This is a genomic window from Fusobacterium sp. JB019 (assembly GCA_030673965.1).
GTDB lineage: Bacteria > Fusobacteriota > Fusobacteriia > Fusobacteriales > Fusobacteriaceae > Fusobacterium_B.
Genome location: JAUTCN010000006.1, coordinates 1 through 18,403 on the forward strand (window position 1 = coordinate 1; position 18,403 = coordinate 18,403).

The 18,403-nt window shown below is 27.7% G+C and carries 16 protein-coding genes and 1 riboswitch; of the genes, 14 read left to right on the plus strand and 2 right to left on the minus strand.

The features are described 5' to 3' along the window. Positions 1–186: 186 nt before the first annotated feature. Positions 187–1,377, minus strand: coding sequence for a methionine gamma-lyase (megL, locus tag Q7K47_05220; GenBank protein ID MDP0506618.1), 1,191 nt, complete (start codon positions 1,375–1,377; stop codon positions 187–189). 78 nt (positions 1,378–1,455) lie between these two features. Then, positions 1,456–1,541: riboswitch (SAM riboswitch) on the minus strand. Between the two features lie 64 nt (positions 1,542–1,605). Continuing rightward, positions 1,606–3,768, minus strand: a complete 2,163-nt coding sequence (locus Q7K47_05225; GenBank protein ID MDP0506619.1) for a TonB-dependent receptor — start codon at positions 3,766–3,768, stop codon at positions 1,606–1,608. 275 nt (positions 3,769–4,043) lie between these two features. On the opposite strand from Q7K47_05225, the gene Q7K47_05230 reads away from it, so the two are divergent. From Q7K47_05230 to Q7K47_05295, 14 genes are all read left to right on the plus strand, one after another. Next, positions 4,044–5,285 carry a coproporphyrinogen-III oxidase family protein gene (locus tag Q7K47_05230; GenBank protein ID MDP0506620.1) on the plus strand — a complete coding sequence of 414 codons (1,242 nt, stop codon included), beginning with the start codon at positions 4,044–4,046 and terminating at the stop codon, positions 5,283–5,285. A 2-nt stretch (positions 5,286–5,287) separates the two neighbouring features. Beyond that, positions 5,288–5,665: a YbaN family protein gene (locus tag Q7K47_05235; protein ID MDP0506621.1), complete on the plus strand. Its 378-nt coding sequence runs from the start codon at positions 5,288–5,290 to the stop codon at positions 5,663–5,665. Next, complete coding sequence (locus Q7K47_05240; GenBank protein MDP0506622.1) at positions 5,666–6,277, plus strand: MotA/TolQ/ExbB proton channel family protein; 612 nt, start codon at positions 5,666–5,668, stop codon at positions 6,275–6,277. A 12-nt stretch (positions 6,278–6,289) separates the two neighbouring features. Further along, positions 6,290–6,679 (plus strand): biopolymer transporter ExbD, encoded by a 390-nt coding sequence (locus Q7K47_05245; protein MDP0506623.1) that lies wholly within the window; start codon positions 6,290–6,292, stop codon positions 6,677–6,679. Between the two features lie 16 nt (positions 6,680–6,695). Further along, entirely contained in the window at positions 6,696–7,349 is a 654-nt protein-coding gene (locus Q7K47_05250; GenBank protein MDP0506624.1) for an energy transducer TonB, read from the plus strand. A 15-nt stretch (positions 7,350–7,364) separates the two neighbouring features. Then, a complete protein-coding gene (locus Q7K47_05255) occupies positions 7,365–7,877 on the plus strand; it encodes a flavodoxin family protein (GenBank protein MDP0506625.1) in 513 nt (170 codons plus the stop codon). After that, a complete protein-coding gene (locus Q7K47_05260) occupies positions 7,870–8,553 on the plus strand; it encodes a LytTR family transcriptional regulator DNA-binding domain-containing protein (GenBank protein ID MDP0506626.1) in 684 nt (227 codons plus the stop codon). Before Q7K47_05255 ends, Q7K47_05260 begins: the two co-directional genes overlap by 8 nt. A gap of 258 nt (positions 8,554–8,811) precedes the next feature. After that, entirely contained in the window at positions 8,812–9,699 is an 888-nt protein-coding gene (locus tag Q7K47_05265; GenBank protein ID MDP0506627.1) for an RluA family pseudouridine synthase, read from the plus strand. A 9-nt stretch (positions 9,700–9,708) separates the two neighbouring features. After that, positions 9,709–10,143, plus strand: coding sequence for a DUF523 domain-containing protein (locus Q7K47_05270; GenBank protein ID MDP0506628.1), 435 nt, complete (start codon positions 9,709–9,711; stop codon positions 10,141–10,143). A 33-nt stretch (positions 10,144–10,176) separates the two neighbouring features. Further along, positions 10,177–12,120, plus strand: coding sequence for a 1,4-alpha-glucan branching protein GlgB (gene glgB / locus Q7K47_05275; GenBank protein MDP0506629.1), 1,944 nt, complete (start codon positions 10,177–10,179; stop codon positions 12,118–12,120). 30 nt (positions 12,121–12,150) lie between these two features. Next, positions 12,151–13,293 carry a glucose-1-phosphate adenylyltransferase gene (locus Q7K47_05280; protein ID MDP0506630.1) on the plus strand — a complete coding sequence of 381 codons (1,143 nt, stop codon included), beginning with the start codon at positions 12,151–12,153 and terminating at the stop codon, positions 13,291–13,293. A 23-nt stretch (positions 13,294–13,316) separates the two neighbouring features. Next, a complete protein-coding gene (gene glgD / locus Q7K47_05285) occupies positions 13,317–14,435 on the plus strand; it encodes a glucose-1-phosphate adenylyltransferase subunit GlgD (protein ID MDP0506631.1) in 1,119 nt (372 codons plus the stop codon). Between the two features lie 39 nt (positions 14,436–14,474). Further along, positions 14,475–15,914: a glycogen synthase GlgA gene (glgA, locus tag Q7K47_05290; protein MDP0506632.1), complete on the plus strand. Its 1,440-nt coding sequence runs from the start codon at positions 14,475–14,477 to the stop codon at positions 15,912–15,914. 42 nt (positions 15,915–15,956) lie between these two features. Next, positions 15,957–18,398 carry a glycogen/starch/alpha-glucan phosphorylase gene (locus Q7K47_05295; protein MDP0506633.1) on the plus strand — a complete coding sequence of 814 codons (2,442 nt, stop codon included), beginning with the start codon at positions 15,957–15,959 and terminating at the stop codon, positions 18,396–18,398. Positions 18,399–18,403 lie beyond the last annotated feature (5 nt).

Sequence of the window (18,403 nt, forward strand, 5' to 3'; positions counted from 1 at the left end):
GTCCGTTATTTTACTATCTTCTGAAAATCTTTTTCCAGGAGCAGATACAACAGTTGCACTTATATTGCTATCCTTTAGTATAATATCTTTGACTTTTTTGAATTGTTTGGCATCAGCTAGAGAAGATCCACCAAATTTTGCAACTTTTATCATTGTATCACTCCTTTCAATTTTTTTTATTTTTAATTAACAATTTTTTAAAGCATTATCAAGGTCTTCTATAATATCTTCAACATTTTCAAGTCCTACAGATAATCTAACTAAACCTTCATCAAGACCTGCAGCTTCAAGTTCTTCCTTTGTATAAGGAGAGTGAGTCATTGAAGCAGGATGTTCAATTAATGTTTCTGGACTACCAAGACTAACAGCAAGAGTACAAAGATCAACTGTATTTAAAAGTGTTTTTCCAGCTTCAAACCCATTTTTTAATTCAAAGGCTAGAGTACCACCAAAATCAAGCATTTGATTTTTAACAATTTCATAACCTGTATGAGATTCAAGACCAGGATAATATACTTTTTTAATTTTAGGATGGTTTTCTAAAAATTTAGCTACTTTTAAAGCACTTTTACAATGTTTTTCCATTCTAACTTCAAAAGTTTTTAATCCTCTAATTATTAAACTAGCTTCTCCAGGAGCAAGTACAGCTCCAGTCATATCTTTTATTCCAACAAATCTAATTTGATCAATATCTTCTTTTTTTCCAACAACAAAACCAGCAATTAAATCTCCATGACCATTAAGATATTTTGTAGCAGAATGAACTATTATATCAGCTCCTAAATCTAAAGGTTTTTGACAATATGGTGAAGCAAAAGTATTATCAATAACAACTTTAATATCTTCATAATTTTTAGCAATATCACATACACCTTTAATATCAACTATTTTTAAATTTGGATTTGAGGGAGTTTCCAAGTAAATTATTTTTGTATTAGGTTTTATTGCTTTTTTAACAGCTTCTAAGTCAGATGTATCTATAAAGCTAACTTCAATTCCAAATCTAGAAATACCTGCATTTAAGAATGAAAAAGCACATCCATATAAAGTTGTATCAGTTATAATATGATCTCCAGCCTTAAGGAAAGTCCAAAAAGTAGCAGTGATTGCTCCCATTCCAGATCCAGTACCTAAAGCAGCTTCTCCATTTTCAAGTAAAGCTAATTTTTTTTCAGCAACATCTACAGTTGGATTACTAAGTCTAGTGTAGATATATCCTTCTTCTTCAAGAGCAAATCTTCTTCCTCCTTGTTCTGCTGAATCAAATACAAAGGTAGATGTTTGATAAATAGGAGTTGTAAGACAACCAAATTGATCTTTGATATTTCCTCCGTGTATAGATATTGTTCCAATTCCTTTATTTTTAATGTTTTCCATATGAAAACCTCCTAATAAAAAAAGACCTTTATTACTATCCATCAAGTAATAAAGGTCACTAAATTAAAATTAGCGTATTTGCCATCTGTCTGGAGTTAGCACCACATATATAATAGGTTGCTGAAACGTCATCGGGCCAGTCCCTCGGTTTCTCTTGATGGATATTAAATTGAAATAATAATACACTAAATTTTTAAAATTGTCAACAAAATATTTATTTTATTTAAATTAGAATGTATAGCTAAATCCTGCAAAGAATGATCTTCCTTGTTGAGGAACAACATAAGTATAGCTACCACTTCCGCTAACATATCCAAAATAATCTTCATTGAATAAATTGTTTATTCCACCATAAACAGATATACCATTAGGATGGTTATATTTTAAAGATAAGTCAACAACAGTATTAGATTTAACAACTCCATCTTCATTATCAGTTTCCTTAGAGAAATTGTTATAAGATCCTGTATATTTCCAAGTAAGACCTGCAGAAAAATTATCTGTAAAATTATAATTACTGCTAAGCATAATATTATGCTTAGGAACCTTTTTAAGTCCAGAATTTACAAGAGAAACTTCTCCTTTAAGTGCTTTTCCTTTGTCATTATAATCTGATTTTCCCATTAAGTAAGTATAACTTTCTTCAAAAGAAAATTTACCAATGTTTTGGCTAAGAGATGTTTCTAAACCGTATCTATGAGTTTTGTATAAATTAGCAGTTATCATATTTAAATGTCCATTATCACGATGGTAGAATCTATCCATTTGATTGTCAGTTTCATTATAGAAAAGAGTTAAGTTAAAAGCAGAACCTAATACATAATCTCTTAATCCAATTTCATAAATATCGAATATTTCATCTTCAGCCTTTGTTAATACAGTTGCTTTCTTATTGTCAATATAAACTCTGTCTGTTATTTGCATTCCATCAGGACCAGTAAAACCTCTTTCATATCTAGCATACACTTTACCAGTATCTCTATAATTATATCCAGCAGATAGTTCATAGTTCCAGTTGTCTCTATGACTAGTTCCATCTACAACTCCCCAACCACCAGCAGCTTTTTTATAAGTTTTCCAATCTGTTCTATCAAATCTAACTCCTTGAGTGAACTCTAAATCTTTATATTTGAATATATTTAAGAAATAAAGAGCTTTAACATATCTTTCATAATCGAAATTTAACTGGTCAGCTTTATAAGTATATTTTCCTTCTGTATTTTTTATATAACCAGATGAGGTAACAGTTTCTCCAGGCTCAGGAATATCTCCTTTTTTAATGCTTCTCATTGTAACATCATCATAATTGATGCTAGCATTTTGTTTGAAATAATCTAAACCAAATAACACACTATTTTTTTTAGCATATTTATAATTTAATTTAGCTTTTATCCCATCAGTTTTTTGATCGATTTTTTGATCATTTTCATGTTCATAAGGGTTGTTTTTAAAATGTCCTTCGTTATGGAATCCATCAACAGATAAATTAAGATTATCATTAATGTCTAAAGAATAAGTTCCTTTCCAGTTTTCCTCTAATCTATCAGCAATATTGTAACCGCTTATTGTTTTTTTGATTTTTTGTTTGTTCTCATCAACTCCAACAGTTACACTACTAGGATTAGGACGGTATTCTCTTCCATATTTTTTTAAATATCTATTATTTACTTGTTTAAGAAATTTTCCATTTTCTTCAAAACGGCTATATTTTAAAGCTACTCCCTGTTTATCACTTATTTTATAATTAAAACCACCAGAAAAATATTCAGTGTTATCAAATGTATCTACAAAAAACCAGTCTTTTTCACTTTTAGAATAATTTAATTGAATTGTTAAATTATCATTAATTTTTTCTCCAATATTAGCATAATATCTTTTTTCCTGATCAATAGTGAACTCATAACCTACTTTATTTTTTGGTTTTGCCATGGATTTCAAGTTAGTAGTGATATTTATAACTCCCCCAACAGTACCATTACCATAAAGAACGGATCCTCCCCCAGGAATAATTTCTACTTTTTCAATTTGTTCCACAGGAACAATATCATAATTTGCAGTGTAAGGATGATTTAATAAAAGAGTAATAGGAGCACCATCAACTAAAACTTGTACATTTTTAGCTGCCTGTCCTTCTCCTTGACCTCTAATATCTATTTCTCCCCATCCACTTGTTCCAACAGTTATTCCAGGAACATCATCTAAAATTTCAGAAACATTTTGGTAACCTTTTTCAGAAATATCCTTTTCATCAATTACAATTACATTTTTAGTTGATTTCAATTTTTCAACTTCTATATAATCAGGACTGATAACACTTTTTCCTAAAGTAACATCATCAGCTAAAGCTAAAGCAGATAATGCTAAATAAAACAACAATAAACCTTTTTTCATCTTTCCCCCTCAATTGAGACATCCTTATATTTAGGATATCAAATTATATTTGTGAAGTCATTATACTATTTATATGAAAGAAAAACTATTGAAAATACACAAACTAAGAGTAAAAATACACATTATTTAGAGTATAGATCCCAGATTACTTAGAAATGCAAAGTATTTTTAGCTTGAATTATTTGACAAATAGCGCAAAAAGTAGTATCCTAGGTGAAGTTAGTTTTGACTAACGATAGAAATGTTGTTTTAAATTAAGGATTAAGGAGAAGGAAATGTTTAAGGTTAGATATAAATCACATCATGATGTAAAAAATATAATAGATGATTTATTAAAAAGAAAAATGGCGACTAATATAGGATTTAATAAAATATTGAATTCTAAAACAGGAAAAAGAGAATGTGGAATATACATACATACTCCATATTGCGATAAAATATGTTCTTTTTGCAATATGAATAGGAAACAATTAAATAATAATTTGGATGATTATACAGATTATTTATGCAAAGAATTAAAAAAATATGGTGAAAAAAAATATGTTCAAGAAAAAGAAATTTCAGTTGTTTTTTTTGGAGGAGGAACACCAACAATATATAAAGCTAATCAGTTAGAAAAAATTCTTTTTAACTTAAAAGAAAATTTTAGCTTTTCTAAAGATTATGAAATAACTTTTGAAAGCACTATTCATAATTTAAGCTTAGAAAAATTAAAAATTATGGAAAAGTATGGTGTTAATAGGATAAGTATTGGAGTTCAAACCTTTTCAGATAGAGGAAGAAAATTATTAAATAGAACCTATGATAAAAAAACAGTTATTGAAAAATTAAAAAATATTAGAAATAATTTTAGTGGGTTACTTTGTATAGATATTATTTATAATTATCCAGGGGAAACTTTAGAAGAAGTAGAAGAGGATGCAAGAATTTTGTGTGAGCTAGGATTGGATAGTTCTAGTTTCTATTCTCTTATGATACAAGAGGGATCGAAAATTGCAAAGGCAAGAAATGAAGAAGAAATTATATTTAAATATAATCTTGAAAGAGATAAAGAATTACACGATAGATTTTTAGAGATAACATCTAAAAATGGCTATGAAGTATTGGAACATACTAAAATATCAAATGGAAAAGATTCTTATAAATATATAGACAACATAAACAGAGCTAAAAATTTACTTGCAATTGGTACAGGTGCAGGGGGAAGAGTTGAAGATATAGAATATTATAACCTTAATAAGATGGTGACTTTTTATTCTAGAGACTCTGAATTTAAATATAACTTAAAAAAATTATCTGGAATAATGCAGTTTAAAAGTGTTAATCTTTCTGAAATACAAGAATTATCAGGTAGATATTATGGTGAAGTTTATGAATTGCTAAAAGAATATGAAATTAAGGGATTAATTAAATTAGAAAAAGAAACTTACACTTATACAAAGGCTGGAGTTTTCTGGGGAAATAGTATAACTGCTGAAGTTGTAAAAATGATTATAAATTTAGAAAAAGGAAAATAATTATGAAAAAATTATTATTTATAGGTGGAATAATTTCTTTGGTATTAGGTTGTGTAGGAATAGTACTGCCTCTTTTACCAACAACACCTTTTTTACTTGCTAGTTGTTATTGCTTTAGTAAGTCTTCTGATAAATTCTATAAATATTTAATGGAAAATAAAATTTTTGGAGAATATATAAAAAACTATCAAGAAAAAAGAGGAATAACTTTAAAAAATAAAATATCAGCTATGGTATTTATATTTTTAAGTATTGGTTATTCAATTTATAGAGTTTCTAGTATTCATTTAAAGTTTTTTTTAATAATAGTTTTAATATGTGTTTCATATCATATTTTAAGTTTGAAAATAATAAATAAAAAAATTACGGAGGTTAAATAAATGGCGTATTACTTAAAAGTTGGAGGTCCTTTAATGTGGATATTATTTGGACTGTCTATTTTATCTTTAACAATTATTTTAGAAAGAGTGGTTTATTTTGTTTTGAAGGAGAAAAATTTAAAGAAAACATTTAAATCTGAAATTATATATGCAGTTTCTAATAAAAATATGGAAATAGCTTACAAAATTTGTGATAAGGAAAAAAATACAATAGGTTCTACAGTTAAAGAATTCTTAATTCGTTTCGATGCAAATGGAGATTTTCATCATTTCGATCAATTAGTAAAAGAAATAGCTATGGAAAGAGTAAGCTTATTAGAAAAAAGATTATATATTTTAGGAATTGTAGGGTATATTGCTCCTATGATAGGTTTACTTGGAACAGTTACAGGAATGATTCATGCTTTTAGAAATTTAGCAACTTACGGGGCTGGAGATCCAGCAGTTGTAGCAAATGGAATATCTCAAGCTTTACTTACAACAGCTGCAGGGCTTTCAATTGCAATACCTGCAATTGTAGTTTATAACTTTTTAAATAAAAGAATTGAAAAAACAGAAGAAGATATAGACAAGGTAACAACAAATCTTATTAATGTAATTAGAAAGAACTAGGGAGGTTGAAAGATGGGAAGATATAGAAAAAAAAGAGAACTTTTTGCTATAGATTTGACTCCTCTTATAGATGTAGTTTTTCTACTTTTGATATTTTTTATGGTGTCTACAACATTTGACAAATACGGGCAAATAGATATTGAAGTTCCAACAGCAAATGTTGATGCTAAGAATAAAAAGGTTCCACTTGAAATAGTTATAGATAAAAATGAAAAATATTATGTTATAAAAAATGGGAAAAGTGAAGAAATAAATATAGATGATTTGTCTGAAGTTTTAGCTGGAGTAGATTCAGTATCTGTAACAGGGGACAAAAATTTAAAGTATCAAACAGTTATGGATACAATTACAAAGATAAAAAAATATGGAATAAAAAATTTAGGAATAAATTTTAATGAGTAATATAGGGGGAGTATAAATGAGATATTTTTTATTAGCTCTACTAATTCACTTAGCTTTCTTTCTTAAATTTAATCATATTCATGAAACTTTAGGGGATCCTAATTTTTCTTCAAGAGGGACAATTCCAATATCTTATAATGTGAAGAATAAAGAACAAAGAATAGATAATATAAAGAAGGTAAAAGGAAGTAATGAAGTAGCACCTAAAAAAGAAGAAGTGAAAAAAGAAAAAGTTAAGAAGAAAAAAGATAATGATTTTAAAAGTAAAATGAAAAGAAAAAAAGAAGTAATAAAAAAAGATAAGAAAAAAATTCAAAAGAAATCTAAACCTAAAAAATTAGGAAATTTTGTAGCTAATTCAGATGGTAGTTATACTTCTTATTCTTCAAAGGGAATACATTTTGAAATATTAAGACAGATAGATCCAGATTATCCAAGACAGGCTGAAATAATAAGATATTCTAAGGAAGTAATAGTTGGAGTTAGATTTTTAGTTGATACAAAAGGGATAGTAAAAGATATCAAGATTACTAAATCTCATAAGAAATTTGGATTTGATGATGCGGTAATAGCAAGTTTAAGAAAATGGAGATTTAAGCCAATTGTTTTTAATGGTAAAAAAATGAATGTATATTTTAATAAAGAATTTGTATTTAAACCAAAATCATAAAATAGGAGAGTGAAAATGAAAACTTTAGTTGCATATTCAACAAAAACAGGAAATACTAAAAAGGTAGCAGAAGCTATAAATGAAGTTATAGATGGTTCAGAAATAAAAAATATTGATGATATTAATAATTTAGATTATGATTTAGTTATAGTAGGTGCATGGATAGATAAAGGAACAGCTAATAAAGAGGCTATTGATTTTATAGAAAAGTTAGAAAATAAAAAAGTAGCATTTTTCTTTACTTTAGGAGCCTACCCTGATTCAGATCATGCTAAAGATTGTGTTAAAAGAATAGAAGAGTTATTTATAAAAAATAATAATGAAGTAATAGGACATTATTTATGTCAAGGAGCAGTAGACCCTAAATTAATAGAATTTATGAAAAAACAATTTCCAGTAGACCACCCTCATGGACCAAATCCTGAAAGAATAAAAAGATGGACTGATGCAAGTACTCATCCAAATTTAGAAGATTTAGAGGACGCTAAATCTAAATTTAAAAGTATTATAGAAGGAATAAATGGGTAGCACTCCTATAAATATTGGGATAATAGGTGGAAATGAGTTAGTGAAAGATTTACAGGGAAAGTTTAGTTATAATTTTATAAATCCCTTAAAAAGTGATGAAGAATTTAAGATTTTAATTTTAAGTTTAGAAAAAGATAGTAATTTTTATGAAAATTTGAAATTTTATTCTAATCTAAATATTTCTGTAATAGTTCTCCTAGAAAGGGATAATATTAAGGAAATGAGATCTTTATTTTTACTTGATATAGTAGATGATTGTATATTAAGAGATGATTTTTTTGAAATAGAAAAAAGTATAAAAATTTCATTAAATAAATTAAAAAATTGCAAAGAATTTTTTATTAACGATACATATCAAAAGGGAATTATAGAGTTTAATGAAATAAAATATATTGATTTTTCAAGGATTGAAAGAAGAGTTAATTTTCATTTAGAAGATAAAAATGTTTTTTCTTTGAAAAGAACTTTTGGATCAGTTAGTGAAAAATTAAAAGGAATAAAACAATTTAATAAAATAGAAAGAGGATTAATAGTAAACCTAGAACAAATAAAGATTTTAGATTATAGAGAGGAAAGAATTATTTTTAAAGATTATTCTTGCTTATACATCAGTAGAGCCAAGCTTAAAAAACTTGAGGAACAAAGATGTTTAATTGCTAACAAAATAATAATATAAAGATGGTATTGCAGATTGTGCTATGAAAGTTTAATATAATTAAACTTTTGTAGCGCTTTTTGTTTTCTAAATATAGTGTTTTGAAGGGTTTTTAGGGATAATTTTCAATAAAAAATCAAAAAAATAGTAAAAATTAATCAAAAATTAAAAAAAATAAAAATAAAAAAAATAAATGTAAAAAAAAGCTTATTAATGTGATATTATGTTATAATTTAAATGTTAAATAGTTTATTTACGTTAAAATAATTAGGAGGAACAATGAAGAAAAATTTAATGTTTAAAGTAAAAGAGGGAAATGAATTAATGAAGTTTTTAATAGAAAAGCTTCAAGGGAAAAGTAGAAATAATATAAAATCTCTTTTAAAAAACGGTCAAGTGTTAGTAAATAATGCGAGAATATCTCAGTTTAATCATAAATTAGAAATTGGTGATGATGTAATAATTTCAACTTCAAGAATTACAGAAAATAGTTTAAGAGGTATTACAGTAATATTTGAAGATGATGACATAATAGCAATTGAAAAGGCTGAAGGATTACTTTCAATGGCTACAGATAAGGAAAAGGAAAAAACAGCATATAATATAGTAAGAACTTATCTTAAGGCAAAGGATGAAAGAGCAAAGGTATTTATAGTTCATAGACTAGATAGAGGAACATCTGGAGTTATGATATTTGCTAAAAATCCAGAAACTCAACAAAAATTACAAACAGGGTGGCAAGATATTGTTAAAGAAAGAATATATGTTGCAGTTGTAGAGGGAAGAGTAGAAAAAGATAAGGATACAATAGTTTCTTATTTGAAAGAAAATTCAGCAATGGTAACATATTCAAGTGATAAAAAAATAGATGGATCTAAAAAAGCAATAACTCATTATGAAGTTTTAAATAGAAGTAGAGGTTATTCTTTAGTTGAAGCTAATATAGAAACAGGAAGAAAAAATCAAATTCGTGTACATATGCAAAGTATAGGTCATAGTGTAGCAGGGGATAAAAAATATGGTGCAAAAACAAATCCTCTTAGAAGAATTGGATTACATGCAAGAACTATAGTTTTTGTACATCCAACAACTGGAAAAACTATATCTTTAAAAACTAAAATACCTGGAAAATTTGCAGGAATGTTTAGAGAAACTAGAAAGAAATAGGGAGGAAGTATGATAGTTGTAAGTAGTTGTCTATGTGGTATAAATTGCAAATATAGTGGAGAAAATAACTTAAATGAAAATGTATTAAAGTTAGTAAATGAAGGAAAAGCAGTTCCAATTTGTCCAGAACAATTAGGAGGATTAAAAACTCCTAGAAATCCAGCTGAAATTATAGAAAAAGCTGGGGAGATTAAGGTTGTGACTGAAGCAGGAGCTGATGTAACTGATGAATTTTTATTAGGAGCTAAAAGATCTTTAGAAATAGCAAAAGTTTTAGGAGCTAAGAAAGCAATATTACAAAGAAGAAGTCCTTCTTGTGGTTTTGGAAAAATATATGATGGGACATTTTCAGGAAAACTTATTCCTGGGAATGGTTTAACAGTGAGATTATTTTTAGAAAATGGAATAGAAGTAATATCTGATGAGGAATATGACAGAGATTAAATTTTAGAATAAATACTTGGAGGTGTATATCCCGTGAAAGTTTTTAATTCAGGAATAAATGGAAAAATATATGAATTTTTAGGTTGTCACTTAAAAATTCAAAATAATATAAAAGGAGCTTCTTTTAATGTTTGGGCTCCCCATGCAAAGGAAGTAAGAGTTGTAGGGAAATTTAATGGTTGGAATGGAAGCGATCATTTAATGAATTTTAATTTTGAAAATGGTGTATGGTCTTTATTTATTCCTGGGATACAGGAAGGGGATATATATAAATTTGAAATAATAACTCATGATGGGAGAAGATTTTTAAAATCAGATCCAATGGCTTTTTGTTCAGAACTTAGACCTTATACAGCTTCAGTTGTAATGGATGTTTTTAAAGAATTTCCATGGGAAGATAGTGCTTGGCTTAAAAAAAGAGCAAAATGGAATTCTTATGAAAGTCCAATGAATATATATGAAATTCATTTAGGATCTTGGAAGAAAAAACCAGATAGTGAGATACAAACTTTTGATAAGGAAGACAAGTATAAAACAATAGAAGAATTAAAATTAGAAAGTGGTTTCTATAACTATGAAGAAATCGCAAGTAAGTTAGTCCCATATATTAAAGAAATGGGGTATACTCATATAGAGATAATGCCTCTAGCAGAACATCCTTTAGATGCTTCTTGGGGATATCAAACTACAGGTTATTATTCAATAACAAGTAGATATGGGACACCTGAACAATTTAAAATTTTAGTAAACGAATGTCATAAGGCAGGAATAGGAGTTATATTAGATTGGGTACCAGGACATTTTTGTAAGGATAGTCATGGACTTTACCAATTTGATGGTCAGTCTCTTTATGAATATGATGATGCAATCAGATTTGAAAATAGAGGTTGGGGTACAGCTAATTTTAATTTAGCAAAAACAGAAGTAAAAAATTTTTTAATATCAAATGCAGTGTTCTTATATGATATTTATCATGTTGATGGAATAAGAGCAGATGCAGTATCAAATATAATTTATTTAGAATATGGTCAACCAGAAGTTTATGGATTAAAAAATAAAAATGGTGGGGATGAAGATTTAGAAGCTATAAAGTTTTTAAAAGAGCTAAATAAAACAATTTTCAAATATACAAAGAACCCATTGATGATTGCTGAAGAAGCCACATCTTGGCCTTTAGTAACGAGACCACCATATATTGGTGGTCTTGGGTTTAATTACAAGTGGAATATGGGCTGGATGAATGACATGCTTAAATATATGGAAGAAGATCCAATATATAGAAAGTATAATCATAATCTAGTTACATTTTCTTTAATGTATAGTTTTTCAGAAAACTATATATTATCAATTTCTCATGATGAGGTTGTACATGGGAAGAAATCCTTATTAGATAAAATGAGTGGAAGTTATGAACAAAAATTTCCATCTTTAAGAACATTTTACGGGTATATGTATACTCACCCAGGAAAAAAATTATTATTTATGGGTGGAGAAATAGGACAATTTATGGAATGGAGATTTTATGAAGGACTAGAGTGGAAAATGCTTAAATATCCACTTCATGACAGTATAAAAACATATGTGAAAGACTTGAATCATTTATATAAAGAAGAAAAATCTCTTTGGGAATTAGATTGTTCCATGGATGGATTTAAATGGATAGATCCTAATAATTCTTCACAGGGGATAGTTTCATATGTTAGAAAAAGTAAAGATCCAAAGGATTACTTAGTTATTGTTTGTAACTTTACTCCTGTAAAATATGAAAATTTTATTTTAGGAATACCAAGAATAACAGATTATAAAGAAATCTTTAATAGTGATAGAGATATTTATGGTGGATCAAATATATTAAATAGAGGTATCATAGAACCAAGAACCCAAGGCAGATTAGATATGCCTTATTCAGTAATAGTGGATATACCTCCTTTGTCAACAATTGTACTAAAACCAATTTGGGCGGATGAAGGATGTTAACATATATAAAAAAGTAGGAAGGAGAGATAGATTATGAAAAAAGAAATGATGGCAATGATTTTAGCCGGTGGGCAAGGTAGCAGACTAAAATTACTTACAAAAAATAATGCAAAACCAGCGGTTCCTTTTGGAGGAAAATATAGAATTATCGATTTTCCTTTGAGTAATTGTTCAAATTCAGGGATAGACACAGTTGGAGTTTTAATTCAATATAAGCCAAGAATACTAAATAATTATTTAGGTATAGGTAGAACTTGGGATTTAGATAGAAACTTCGGTGGAATCAGTTTATTACCTCCTTTTATGCAAGAAAATGGGGGATTTTGGTATAAGGGTACAGCTAATTCAATTTATCAAAATATTGATTTTATTGATGATTATGATCCAGAATATGTATTAATATTATCTGGGGACCATATTTATAAGATGGACTATAACAAAATGCTTAGTTATCATAAGGCTAGAAATGCAGATGCTACAATAGCGGTTATAGATGTATCTTTAGAAGAAGCTAGTAGATTTGGGATTATGAATGTTAAGGGAGATCATGAAATATATGAATTTGAAGAAAAACCAGAACATCCAAAAAGTACATTAGCTTCAATGGGAATATATATATTTAAATGGAAAGAATTAAAGAAAGCTTTAGTAGAAGATGAAGAGAATAAAAATTCTACAAATGATTTTGGTAAGGATATAATTCCAAAATTATTAGGAGAAGGTAAAAAATTAGTAGCTTATCCATTTGAAGGGTATTGGAAAGATGTAGGAACAATAGAAAGTTTATGGGAAGCAAATATGGATTTATTAAATCCTAGAAAGAAATTTGATATATTCGATAAAAATTGGAGAATTTATTCGAAATCTGCAAACAAGCCAAGTCAAGTTATAGGGGAAAATGCAATTGTTAAAAATTCTTTAATAACAGAAGGATGCGTTATCAATGGAACAGTTGAAAATTCAGTTCTTTTCTCAGGGGTAATTGTTGAAAAAGGAGCAATAGTTAGGGATTCTGTTGTAATGTGTAATTCTGATATAAAAAAGGGAGCTACAATTGAGAAAGCTATTTTAGGAAGAAATGTTGTAGTAAAAGAAGATAAAAAGGTTTGTGGTAAGTCAGAAATTCTTTTAATAGAAGAGGATAGAAAAGTTAATGAAGATGTTATCAAATAATTTTTAGGAAGGAGATATGAGGTATGATAAAAAAATATTTAGGGATAATAAGTGCAACAGAAAGTAGAGACAATCTTAGAAGACTTGCAGCTCATAGATCAATAGCAGCAATACCTTTAGGTGGAAAATATAGAGTGATAGATTTTGCATTATCAAATATGGTAAATGCAGGAATAACATCAGTTGCAATACTTACAGAAAGCGATGCAAGATCTTTAAGAGATCATGTAGGAACTGGAAGAGCTTGGGATTTAAATAGACGTCATGGTGGAATATTTGTTTTTAATGATATTGCAAAAGAACGTTTAACTTATGATATTAAAGTTCTAAAAGAAAATATAGAATTCTTAATGAGATCTAAAGAAGAGTATGTAGTAATTTCCTCAACTCATTTAATTTCAAGTTTTGATCTAAAAAAATTAATGGATGAACATGAAAAAAGTGGAGCTGATATAACTGCAGTTTATAAAAAAGTAGATACAGCTGATATAGACTTTTTAGAATTAGGAGCATATAATTTTAATGCAGATGGCACTGTAGCTGAAGTTTATAAAAATCAAGGACAATCTAAAGAAGCAAATATTTCAATGGAAATGTTTGTATTAAGTAAAAAATTATTAATAGAATTAATTGAAAAATGTGCGTATATAAATTATTCTCGTAATTCTAGATCAATAATATATGAACAAATAGGAAAATTAAAAATAAGAGGATATGAATATACAGGTTATCTAGGAGCTATTAATTCACTTCTTTCATATTTTAAAACTAATATGGATATGCTTTCAGTTGAAACAACAAAGGAATTATTCTTTGATGATGAAAACCCAGTATACAGTAAATCAAAGGATTCAGTTCCTACAGAATATTTTGAAACATGTAAAGTTTCAAATGCATTAGTTGCAAATGGATGTAAAATTAAAGGTGAAGTTAAGAGAAGTATAATTTCAAGGAGCACAGTTATAGAAGAGGGAGCTTATATTGAAAATAGTATCATTTTACAAAACTGTACTATTAAAAGTGGTGTGAAATTAAAAAATGTAATTTTAGATAAAAATGTAATATTATCTGAAGGAACAGAACTTAAGGGAAGTGATTTATATCCTTTAGTTATAGAAAAAGAGTTAACAAATTTTGACTAAATAAATATTTAAAAATTTTATTCAAGGGGGGTAATAAAAATGAAAGTATTATTTGTAGCTTCTGAGGCAGCCCCATTTATAAAAACTGGGGGGCTTGCAGATGTAGCGCACTCATTGCCAAAGGCTTTAAAAAAATCAAAGGTGGATATTAGAGTTATTATACCAAAATATAGTAAAATATCCCCTGAATATATTGATAAAATGGAGCATGTGGCAGAATTTAAAGTTCCAGTAGGATGGAGAAATCAATATTGCGGACTTGAACACTTAAAGTATGATGGTGTGGATTTTTATTTTATGGATAATGAATATTATTTTAAAAGAAATGAACCTTATGGACATTATGATGATGGAGAAATCTTTTCATTTTTTTCAAGAGGAGTTTTAGAAGCAATAAAATATATGGATGGATTTGTTCCTGATGTTATTCATTGTAATGATTGGCATTCTGGTATGATTCCAGTATTGCTAGATGCATTCTATAGATATGATGTAAGATATCAAAAAATGAGAACAATATTTACAATACATAACTTAAAATATCAAGGAGTATTTTCAAGAACTATATTAGGAGAATTGCTTGGTCTTGATAACTCTTATTTCACTGAAGAAAAACTAAAATTTTATGATGGAGTATCATTTATAAAAGGTGGATTAATTTATTCAGATATAGTTACAACTGTTAGTGAAACTTATGCAAATGAAATAAAAATACCATATTTTGGTGAAAATTTAGATGGATTATTAAATGGAATAGACTATAAACTTTATGGAATTTTGAATGGAATAGATTACAAAGATTATAATCCTAGAAAAGATAACAATATTGTAAAGGAATATGGTCTTACTACTTTGAAAAATAAATTAGTAAATAAGGAAGCTTTACAAAAAGAAATGGGATTACCAGTTGATAAAAATATTCCAGTTATAGGAATGGTAACTAGGTTAGTTGGTCAAAAGGGACTTGACTTAGTTAAAGGTGTAATTAAAGAAATACTTGCTTTAGATATGCAACTTGTTGTTGTTGGAACTGGAAATCAAATGTATGAAGATTTATTTAGATATTATTCAAATAAATATCCTAAAAAATTAAAAGCATATATTGGATTTAGCAACAAAATAGCAAGACATGTATATGCAGGATCTGATATGTTCTTAATGCCTTCTCAATTTGAGCCTTGTGGTATTGGGCAATTAATTGCTTTAAGATATGGAACTCTTCCAATTGTTAGAGAAACAGGAGGATTAAAGGATACTGTACAAGCTTATAATCATAAGACTAAGACAGGAAACGGATTCTCTTTTACAAATTATAATGCTCATGATATGTTACATACAATTGAAAATGCAATTAAAATATATGCACATAAAAAAGAATGGTTAGAAATTCAAAAAAATGCAATGAGATCAGAAATCAGTTGGAAAGAATCTGCTAAAAAATATAGAGATATTTATAAAAAATTAAAAGAAACTGAGTAATTGGATATAAATATTCGTGTAAAGGAGTTGTTTAAATTGGATATGGAAAAAGAAGAAATAAAAAGAAAAATCAAAGAAGATTATATAAAAAGACTTGAGTTTACTTTTGCTGAAGGAGTAGATGAAGCTTCTTTGGAACATAAATATTTAGCTTTAGGAAAATTAGTTAAAGATTATTTATCTGAAAAATTATCCAAGACAACTAGAGCTTATAAAAAAGATAAAGTTAAGCAAATATATTATTTTTCTATGGAATTTTTAATAGGAAGATTATTAGAATCAAATTTAATAAACTTAGGAATAAGAGATGTTTGTGAAGAAGCCTTAGGAGAACTAGGAGTAGATTTTAATGAGCTTGTAAGACAAGAAGCTGATGCAGGTCTAGGAAATGGTGGACTTGGAAGACTAGCAGCTTGTTTCATAGATTCTATGGCGTCACTTTCACTTCCAGCTCATGGTAATGGAATACGTTTTAAGCATGGTTTGTTTAAACAAAAGATTGAAAATGGTTATCAAGTTGAAAAACTAGATGACTGGTTGAAAAAAGATTTCGTTTGGGAAATAAAAAAACCAAGTAAAAAAGTAGAAGTTAACTTTGGTGGTAATGTTTACTTAGTTAAACAAGGAAAGGGTTTAAAACCAGTTTATGAAGCCTGTGAAAAAATTATAGCAGTTCCTTATGATGTTCCTGTTTCAGGATTTGGAACAAATAATGTAAATACCCTTAGACTTTGGAACGCTGAAATAGAAGAAAAGGATATAAATCTTTCTACTCTTCAAAGGGGAGAATATTTAGAATATTTAGAAAAAAGATATGCAGTTGAAGAAATTTCTCAAGTGTTGTATCCTGATGATTCAGGAGAGGCTGGAAAAAGACTTAGATTAAAACAAGAATATTTTCTAGTAAGTGCTGGGATTCAATCAATTGTTAGAAGATTTAGAAAATTAGGAGAACCTATTAATGAATTTCATAATTATGTGGGAATTCATATTAATGATACTCATCCGGCCCTTTCAGTTGCAGAACTTATGAGAATATTATTAGATGAGGAAGATTTAGATTGGAATGAAGCTTGGAGAATTACAGTTAAAACTCTAGCTTATACAAATCATACAATAATGGCTGAAGCTTTAGAAAAATGGCCAATTGATATGTTTAAAAAATTACTTCCAAGACTTTATATGATAATAGAAGAAATTAATAGAAGATTTTCAATAGAAGTTGCAAAAAAATATTATGGAGATTGGAATAAAATTAATAATATGTCAATTATTAGAGACGGACAAATTAAAATGGCAAATTTAGCAATTGTTGGTTCTCACTCAATAAATGGGGTTGCATGGCTTCATACTGAAATATTAAAACATAGAGAATTGAAAGATTTTTATGAGATGTATCCAGAAAGATTTAATAATAAAACAAATGGAATAACTCATAGAAGATGGCTGATTGAAGCTAATCCAGAACTTGCAAATTTAATAGTGGATGTAGTTGGAGATATATCTTGGGTTACTGATACAGAAAAAATGGCAAAATTACTAGAATATAAAGATGATAAAAAATATCTAAAGAAAATTGCAGATATTAAACATAATAGAAAAGTTGAATTAGCTGAATTTGTAAAGAAAAAATATAATATTGAAATTGATCCAAATTCAATTTATGATATTCAAGTAAAAAGACTTCATGCATATAAACGTCAATTATTAAATTTATTTAATATTATGAATTTATATAATGAATTAAAAGAAAATCCTAAAAAGGATATAGTTCCTAGAACTTTCTTCTTTGGAGCAAAAGCAGCACCAGGATATTATTTAGCTAAAAGAATAATAAAACTTATAAATACAGTTGCAGAAAAAATAAATAATGATAAGAGTATAAATGGAAAAATAAAAATAGTATTCTTAGAAAACTATGGAGTTACTCTAGCACAAAAAGTAATTCCTGCTGGTGATATTAGTGAACAAATTTCAACAGCATCAAAGGAAGCTTCTGGAACAGGAAATATGAAATTTATGATGAATGGAGCAATAACTTTAGCAACTTTAGATGGTGCAAATGTTGAAATAGAAAGAGCTGTAGGAAGAGATAATATAGTAGTGTTTGGTTTAACAGCAGAAGAAGTTATGGATTATTATGCTTATGGCGGTTATAATGCTAAGAAAGTATTTGATAACGATCCAAGATTACAAAAAATAATAGAACAAATGAAAAATGGTTACTATAATGCTGATAAACATGAATTTGATATTATAGTTGATAATTTATTTAATACTAATGATGAATTCTTCGTATTTAAAGATTTTGACTCATATGTAAAAGCTCAAGAAAAAGTAGATGAATTATATAGAGACAGAGAAAAATGGGTTAAAATGTGTTTGATTAATATTGGACATTCAGGAATATTCTCATCAGATAACACAATTAAAAAATATGCAGATGAAATCTGGAATATAAAACCTAAAAAGGTTGAAATGTAGGTGAA